General features: G+C 26.8%; 8 protein-coding genes. All 8 read left to right on the forward strand.

Going from position 1 to position 8348, the window contains the following annotated elements:
• The coding region (locus BUB36_RS17790; protein WP_207550853.1) for a zinc ribbon domain-containing protein at positions 1–440 on the forward strand (440 nt) is incomplete at its 5' end.
• A 221-nt stretch (positions 441–661) separates the two neighbouring features.
• Positions 662–829, forward strand: coding sequence for a hypothetical protein (locus BUB36_RS19880; protein ID WP_165613136.1), 168 nt, complete (start codon positions 662–664; stop codon positions 827–829).
• Positions 830–926: 97 nt separating this feature from the next.
• Positions 927–2291, forward strand: a complete 1365-nt coding sequence (gene papB / locus BUB36_RS17795; protein ID WP_073153413.1) for a PapB family radical SAM/SPASM ranthipeptide maturase — start codon at positions 927–929, stop codon at positions 2289–2291.
• Positions 2275–3291, forward strand: coding sequence for a S41 family peptidase (locus BUB36_RS17800; protein WP_073153416.1), 1017 nt, complete (start codon positions 2275–2277; stop codon positions 3289–3291). Before papB ends, BUB36_RS17800 begins: the two co-directional genes overlap by 17 nt.
• Positions 3292–3565: 274 nt before the next feature.
• Positions 3566–5107, forward strand: coding sequence for an ABC transporter ATP-binding protein (locus BUB36_RS17810; protein ID WP_073153422.1), 1542 nt, complete (start codon positions 3566–3568; stop codon positions 5105–5107).
• A 14-nt stretch (positions 5108–5121) separates the two neighbouring features.
• Complete coding sequence (locus tag BUB36_RS17815; RefSeq protein WP_073153425.1) at positions 5122–5859, forward strand: ATP-binding cassette domain-containing protein; 738 nt, start codon at positions 5122–5124, stop codon at positions 5857–5859.
• Positions 5859–7796, forward strand: coding sequence for an FtsX-like permease family protein (locus BUB36_RS17820; RefSeq protein WP_073153428.1), 1938 nt, complete (start codon positions 5859–5861; stop codon positions 7794–7796). The genes BUB36_RS17815 and BUB36_RS17820 overlap by 1 nt, the downstream gene beginning before the upstream one ends.
• A 262-nt stretch (positions 7797–8058) precedes the next feature.
• Positions 8059–8348 (forward strand): IS66 family insertion sequence element accessory protein TnpA (tnpA, locus tag BUB36_RS17825; protein ID WP_073153431.1); only part of this gene is annotated, 290 nt, incomplete at its 3' end.

Raw genomic sequence — 8348 nt, forward strand, 5'->3', positions numbered from 1 at the left:
AAAATCCCTTTGCAGGAAGAGTTATTTGTGGACACTGCGGAAGTGTTTTTGGCAGGAAAGTTTGGAATTCTAATGATGAGAGATTTAGAAGGATTGTGTGGAGATGCAATAATAAATATAAGGTGAAGGGAAAAAAGGGTTGTGAGAATAAGCATATAGATGATAAAGTTTTATATCAAGCCTTTGTAAATACCTTTAATGCAATCCTTGAAAGTAAGGATTACTTTATGGAGAAGTGGAAGGACGGACTTAAAAGTGAAAATGCTTTAGTAAAATATAAGTCAAAGCAGTTTATAGAAATTCTAGAAAATGCAAAGTCAATAGAAAAATTTGATATGGATTTATTCTTTAGTATTGCCCAGAAGATGACGGTGTTTGAGGGAGATAAGATAATAGTAAGTTTACTTGATGGAACAGAGGTTGAAGTTGTAATTGAATAAAGGATTTAAGATGAGCCAGTTAGAGTGATGTATGGTCACTTTGACTGTTTTTTTATTTGAAACAAAAATATTCTGTCAATTTGTGTTGGAAAATATTTACAATAAAATTATTTACAAATTTGGAGCGAAACGGTAGAATAAATTGAAAACAAGCTTGTTTATTTTGTGGTTTGTATATTTATTAAGCTAAAAAAAATAGAATTAAAGGGGAGGCGAAAGAAATGTTAAAAGCAATTAATCTTGTTGCAAAAGAGGGGTTACTAGATGGAGTAACGGCAGGATGTAACAACTGTGATCCGAAAGACATATGTACACTTTGTGATGTAAGAGATTTTTGTAGCTCATGTGATTCAGAATGGTGCAATCCATTTGTTAAAGATGATAAGTAATCAATAGAAATTTTACATAGAATGGTGAAGTGGTATTATAAAACACTTCGCTTTTCTATTGTATTTGGATTTAATTTAAAGGCAAGGAGTTGGGAAAATGGAGAATATAGCTGGATTTAAATTAGGGAAATTTAGAATTTGGGAATTTAGAGATAAAATTTATTTATACGTTATAAAAACAGTTGCAATTTTTGAAATTGATGAAAAAATTAGAGCCATATTAGAAAAAAATAAAAACATATTAGATTTATCTAGCTATGATGGAGATAAAGAAGAACTTTGTCAAGCATTCGAGCGTGCTGGACTAATTGAAATGGAGAAAAGTAACAAAATATCTGTCTTAGATAAAGGTGTTAGTAGTGTAACGCTTTTATTATCACAAGTATGTAATTTAAGATGTACATACTGTTATGCAGAGGGTGGTGAATATCATAATAGAGGGTTCATGAGTAAAGAGACAGCTAAATGTGCAATTGATTATATCTTTGACAATAGTAATAAAAAATATATTAATATTATCTTATTTGGAGGAGAACCATTATTAAATTTTGATTTGTTCAAGTATTGCGTAGAATATGGTAAAAAGAAAGCAAAAGAAGTAGGGAAAAAAGTTACTTTTAGCACAACTACAAATGGGACATTATTAAATAAAGAGATTGGTGAATTTTTACATAATAATAAGTTTACAATTACACTTAGTATCGATGGGGATGCTGCGACACACAATCAAAATCGTTATGATGTCAAAGGAAATGGCACATACTCACTCGTCATGAATAATGTTCGAGAATATCTTGATGTAAAAAAAATTACAGCAAGAGCTACATTAACACATTGTAATACGGCAATAGACCAGATTTATGACCATTTATATTCATTAGGTTTTGGAAATATCCATATTTCCCCTTCAATTAATATGATGAGTGAAGATGATTATGATAAATTAGCATTAGGGTATGAAACAATGGTATATAAATTCAAAAAAGCATTAGATGAAAAAAATTATGATTACTGTTTGAAAAATTCGAATATCTTAACATTTCTCAATAGATTTTATGGTGGTGGTATTAGAGAAAAATTTTGTGGTGCAGTAAATAATATGATTGCGGTAGATATTGATGGAAGTATATTTGGTTGCCATCGACTTGTTGAATTTGAAGATAGTAGTTATGGCGATATTGAGTCTGGATATAAGCAAAGTAATCGAGACAAGTTATTAGCTGAGATAAGTAAGAATGATAGAAATCAAAAGTGTACGGAGTGTTGGGCAAAATCATTATGTGGCGGTGGATGTCCAGCAGAAAATAAGGTAGCTAATGGGGACTTTAAAGTACCACATGAACATACATGTAATCTTTTAAGAAAAAATGCTGAATTAGCATTAAAACTTTATGTTGGACTTACAGATGAAGAAAAGTTAAAATTATTTGAAAAGGAAGAAGTTTATGGAGAAAAAAAATAAGATATTAAGGAAATTACTTAATATTTTAAGATATAATTGGTATTACAAATTTGATGTAAATAAGATATTAGACATTTTGGCATTTACTATTAAAACTATTGATAAATATTCGGATATTTATTATATGAATCCGATAGAAAAAAAGAAGTCAGTACCGAGCAATAATATAGAAACCTTGAAATTATTAGATAATAAAATCGCAATTATCAAAATTTCTTCATTTGGTGATGAGCAATGCTCAGATTGGGAAAAAATATTAGAAAAGTTTAATAATGAGTATTGTTGTCTTGTGCTTGATTTATGTAATTGTCAAGGGGGGAGTTTAGAATCTGCACTATCTCTTTGTAATACTATTTTACAAAAAAATACTATTCAATTGGCTTTTAAAAGAAAAAATCAATTAATAGATGTAGGAGATAATAATAATAGGAAAATTGTCTATTGTTTAGTAAGTGAGAACACATTATCTAGTGCAGAATTAGTGGCAGGTTTAATAAAAGAATCTCCTTATGGAAGTGTAATTGGAGAGAATAGGACCTATGGAAAAAATACAATACAAAAGAAATTTTATATTTGTAATATAGTTTTGAAAATTACAATTGGTAAATTTATATTTAAACAAGTTGGAGATATAGAAAATATAGGAATTTTACCAGACGTTATCATGGAAAGATATCTTGATAATACTTTTGAAAGACTTAATTTAGAAAGACCAATTAATATTGGGGAAAACAAAACTAATATATACGTATTACAAAAAATATTGAATGCTATATCAGACAAGAAAATCAAAATTACAGGAAAGTGTGACGAGAGTACGATAAAATTGACTGAAGAGATATTAGGGAGAAAAATAGGAAATAAAATAATGCCTAGAGACCTTGAAATTATTTATTATAAATATATGTTATATTGTTCAAGAATAGAGAATGACAAGCAAATTATATATGTGATGAAAGAAGTAAGTGAAAATGAAAAAAAAGTTTTATATGAATATTAATAATGATATCAAACTTTTAAGTAAAATATTATTGAAACAGCGAAAAATTTATTTGTTCGCTTTGTTTCTTATGGTTCTTTATTCGTCTACTGCATATGTCTTGCCAGTGTTAATGCAAAAAATTTATGATAGTTTGATTGAACATTCTAGTTTTAAATGTATAATATATATAGAAATTTAAGTAAAGACTTTAATTTATACATATCCAAAACGCCCAGAAACATTGCATATTTGTACATGTATAAATTAAGTTTTACTATGTAAATTCTATAATTTGTTTTTTTATTTTTTAATTAGTATTTTCTCTGCATTTGCTAAAAGACAATCTACTTATTGGTTTACTTTTGCAGGGATTAAATCGGTAAAAGAAATAAGATTAGTTGCAATAAAAAAATTGTTCACAGTTAATGGTAGTTTTTATTCAAAATTTAAAATTGGAGATGTAACTAATAGAATTTTAAATGAAGTAGAATTTGTTGAACAGTATACTACAAATGTATTATTTGTGCTTTTAACTGATTTATTTACAGCATTAGTAATTTTTATTTACTTAATGATAAAGTTTCCTATGGTAGGAATAGTAATTTTTATTTTTCTTCCAATAATTTATTTAATTCAAGACCACATGGCAACTAAAATCAAAAAATTAACTGCAATTTCAAGAAATAGATTTCAAGATTTGGCTAATTATATTAATCAAGTTGTTTCAAATCTATTTGGAATTATTTCATTAAATTCTCAAAATTATTTTACAAATAAATATGAACAAATTCAAGAAAAAGAAAATCAAGCTTCTTTGCGCTTGACTAACCTTAGTTTAAAGGCTGGTTTCATTCAAAGTTCATATATGAATATTATGCAGGTAATTATTCTTTTATATGGTTCATATTTGATAATGAATGAGCAACTATCTGTTGGAGAATTGATTTCATTGAATTTGTATATCGGCTATATAACTGCTCCAATTAATAGATTAGCAAAAAATAAAATTCAAATGAAACAATTACACATTTATATTAATCGACTATTTGAAGTAATGAATGTTTCCTTTGACTCTTCTGAACAAAAGAAACATGAGAATATTTTAGAAATAAAAGAAATAAAATTTAATAACTTAAATTTTGGTTATTCATCTACTAATCCTATATTGAAAAAAATATCATTTGATATAAAAAAGGGAGAAAAAATAGCACTAGTTGGAAAAAGTGGTAGTGGAAAATCGACAATAACAAAATTGCTTTTTAAATTTTGGAAATCACCTGCTAAGACAATTTTTATTAATGGAATTGACATTAATTGTATTGATACAGAACAGTTACGAAGAAATATAGATTATATAGTTCAAGAACCTTTAATTTTTAGTGATACGCTATTGAATAATATTTTGTTTGATAAACAAGTGGATATAAATCAAATGAAAGAAGTTATTGATGGTGTGTGTTTATCTGATTTGTTAAAAGAGTTACCGAATGGAGTGAAAACAAAGTTATATGAAAATGGTAAAAATTTATCAGGGGGTCAGAAACAAAGGATAGCTTTAGCTAGAGTTGCTTTGTCAAATGCTGATCTAGTTATTTTGGATGAAGCTACCTCATCGTTAGATGGTTTAACTGAAAATGAAGTAGTAAACTATTTAAAACGGAAATTAATTAATAAAACAGTAATATTTATAACTCATAAAATAAGTAGAATTAAATTTTGCGATAAGATTATTGTATTAGATAAAGGTCATGTTGTTGGTAAGGGGAAACATGATGAGTTAATGGAAACTTGTGATTATTATAAGAAATTATATATATCGGATAAAGAAAATTGATTTGGAGGTTTTATATGGAAATATTAAAATTATATAATGTATCAAAATCCTATGGAAATAATCAAGTATTAAAAAACATTAGTTTTAATGTTAATCACAAAGAATTATTGGGGATAATGGGAGCCTCCAGTTCCGGTAAAACAACTTTATTAAATTGTATTTCCACTATTGATCTTCCAACATGTGGTGAAATTGTTTTTGAAAATAGTAATTTGGTTGAACTAAGCGGGAAAGAGATGGCGATGTTTAGAAGGAAAAATTTAGGTTTTATTTTTCAAGATTATAATTTGCTAGATATTTTAACGATAAAAGAGAATATTGCATTGGCTTTAACAATAAATAGAACTCCGATTAATATTATAGATACTAAAGTTCAAGAAGTAGCTTCAAATTTTAGAATAGAAGATATTTTAAATAAATATCCTTATCAAGTATCTGGTGGGCAAAAACAACGTTGTGCATGTGCTAGAGCAATAATTACTAATCCTAAATTGATATTTGCAGATGAACCAACGGGTGCTTTAGATAGTAATTCTTCTAAAAATCTCATGGAAACTATGGAACACATGGTTAATGATTTATTTGCTACAATTTTGATGGTAACTCACGATATATTTGTTGCTAGTTATGCAACAAGAATTTTATTTTTAAAGGATGGACGTATACATTATGAATTAATTAGAGGGAATAAATCTCATAAAGAATTTTATAATGAAATTAGTGAGGTTATTTCTTCGATTGGAGGAGCATAATGACATACATAAAATTATCTTTAAAAAATATTAAAAAAAGTGTTAAAGATTATGTTATGTATTTTTTAACAATGTTTTTAATAGTGACATTTATATATGCTTTTATTTCTATTGCTATATCGGATGATATAATTTCTTTAGCACAAAATGTAAAAGCACTGACATATGTAATTTTGAGTTTATCAATTTTGATTTCTTTTATTTGTGCTTTTATGGTATCACATGCAATCTCCTTTATTTTAAATCAAAGGAAAAAGGAGATTGCAATTTATTTACTATTAGGGATGGATAGGAAAAACGTTTGTATTTTGTTTTTTATTGAGAATTTTATATTGAGTATAATTTCTCTAATTTTGGGAATAATTACTGGAAATTTTTTGGCAAGCATACTTATAAAAGTAATTTATAACATATTTGAAATAGAGTATTGTTTTGTTATAAGTTTTTCCAAAATTGCGATGATAATAACTATTTTGTTATTCTTTTTAATCTATACAATAGCGATTAAAAAGGCTGTTTCAATAATATGGAAAGAAAAAATTATTAGTTTACTATATGACAATAGAAAAAATGAAAAATTAGAAAATAAAGATTTCAAAATTATAATTTTTAGACTAATGACTGGTTTTTTTGCTTTGATCTTTGGAATTATTTTTTTATATAAGACAGCTGTTACTCAAACAAATATAGCAATACTATTTTTAGCCATTACAGTATTTTTACTATTGCTTGCAATATATCAGCTATATTGTGTTTTACCGTTCCTTTTAATGTTTATGATGACTAAAAATAAAAAGTGGTATTATAAAAATACAAATTTGTTTCTTTCTGGACTATTACGTAGAAAATTTCTAACATCTGGAAAAGTTATGGCTATTGTTGCAGTTTTATTATCTGTATCTTTAGCAGCAATGCTTATTGGATTAATAATGGGTATGGGATATAAAGTAAATATTAAAGCAGAATATCCTTATGATATTGCAGTTGCAATAGATGCAAAAATTAAAGACTTTGATGAAGTAATTAAATTTGTGGAACAAGATTATCAAATCAAAGACACTGTATCATATTATTTGTATCGAGATTATAAGTATAATATTGATATTTTAGCGTTGACTGACTATAATTCTCTAAGAGAACAACTTGGTTTAGATAAAAAGACTTTAAATAGTAACAGTTATATAATACACTGTGATACTCCAAAATATTTAGATGTTATTAAAAATGAAATTATACAAAATAAAGATATTGTTTTAAATGGAACAACATTACATGGTAATTACATATATACAGAACCAATGGAGCAATATCGTATGGCAGGTAGTAATGGTTATGTGCTTGTAGTTCCAGATGAAATAGTAAAGGGATTAGTCACTAACAAATCAAGATTAGTTATTTCATTGGAAACAGAAGGGAAAGAAGAATTACGTGATAGTTTAAATAGATTTATACGTAACAAGTGGAATCCAGAAATTATAAATCCTGTCAATAAAAATATTACAATGAGTATCAGTGTTAAAGCATGGGGAATAAAAAATTCGTTATCAGGATTTATTACTATTTCGTTTAGTGGCTTGTATTTATGTATAATTTTTATTATTTTGTCTGCTACATTGCTATCATTTGAACAACTTTCTTCTATTGATAATTCTAAAAAGTCATATTCAGTTTTAAGTCAACTAGGTGTTTCTAGGAAGGAACAAAAATATTTGGCCTTTATGGAATCAGCAAATTTGTTCTTTTTACCAATGATATTGCCAATTATTTTTATAATAATTATGGCTATTTCTGGACAATATTTTTTGAGTAATTATATAATTTCTGATAAGATAGTACCTATTAGCTTGGCAGTTACATTAGGTGTATTCACTTTTTTTTATTTAACATATTTTATGATTACTAATATTATTTATCAGAAGAATATTTTTCAAGGATAGTTGAAATTTATTGTTAGTAAGTTTGATAGCGAACTTTCTTACTAGGGTAACAGCAACTTTAAAAAAACAGTAAAACAAATTTTTGTTAGGGGGGTAAACCTAATTTTTATATGAGAGATATTATCATCTTTTTATCAAAACACATGTGGAGACGGTGGTTTTGATAGAGAGGAAATAGGTTGGAATCAAAGTAAGCGTCAATTCTTCCCCATGTATCAATAACATAATAGTCATGATATAATCTCCACAAGGAGGTTTGAGAATGAGTAATAATGATAGATTAATATGGGAAAAACGAATCAAAGAATATAAGGATAGTGGGCTATCAGGAACACAGTGGTGTAGAGAGAATAATCTTAGCTATCATCCATTCAAATATTGGCATTATAAAATAAGCGATAAATTAAGAAATAAAGAGCATTTGAAACAAAGTAGAGAGAGGATAGCTGTTACTACTGATGCAAACAGTAGTAATAGTTTTGAACATAGTCAAACAGAAAAAGCTGAGCTGATTTATTGTTCTTTGTCACCGTCTATAGATATAAAAGTAGG

Source organism: Paramaledivibacter caminithermalis DSM 15212 (genome assembly GCF_900142245.1).
GTDB classification, from domain to species: Bacteria; Bacillota; Clostridia; order Peptostreptococcales; family Caminicellaceae; genus Paramaledivibacter; species Paramaledivibacter caminithermalis.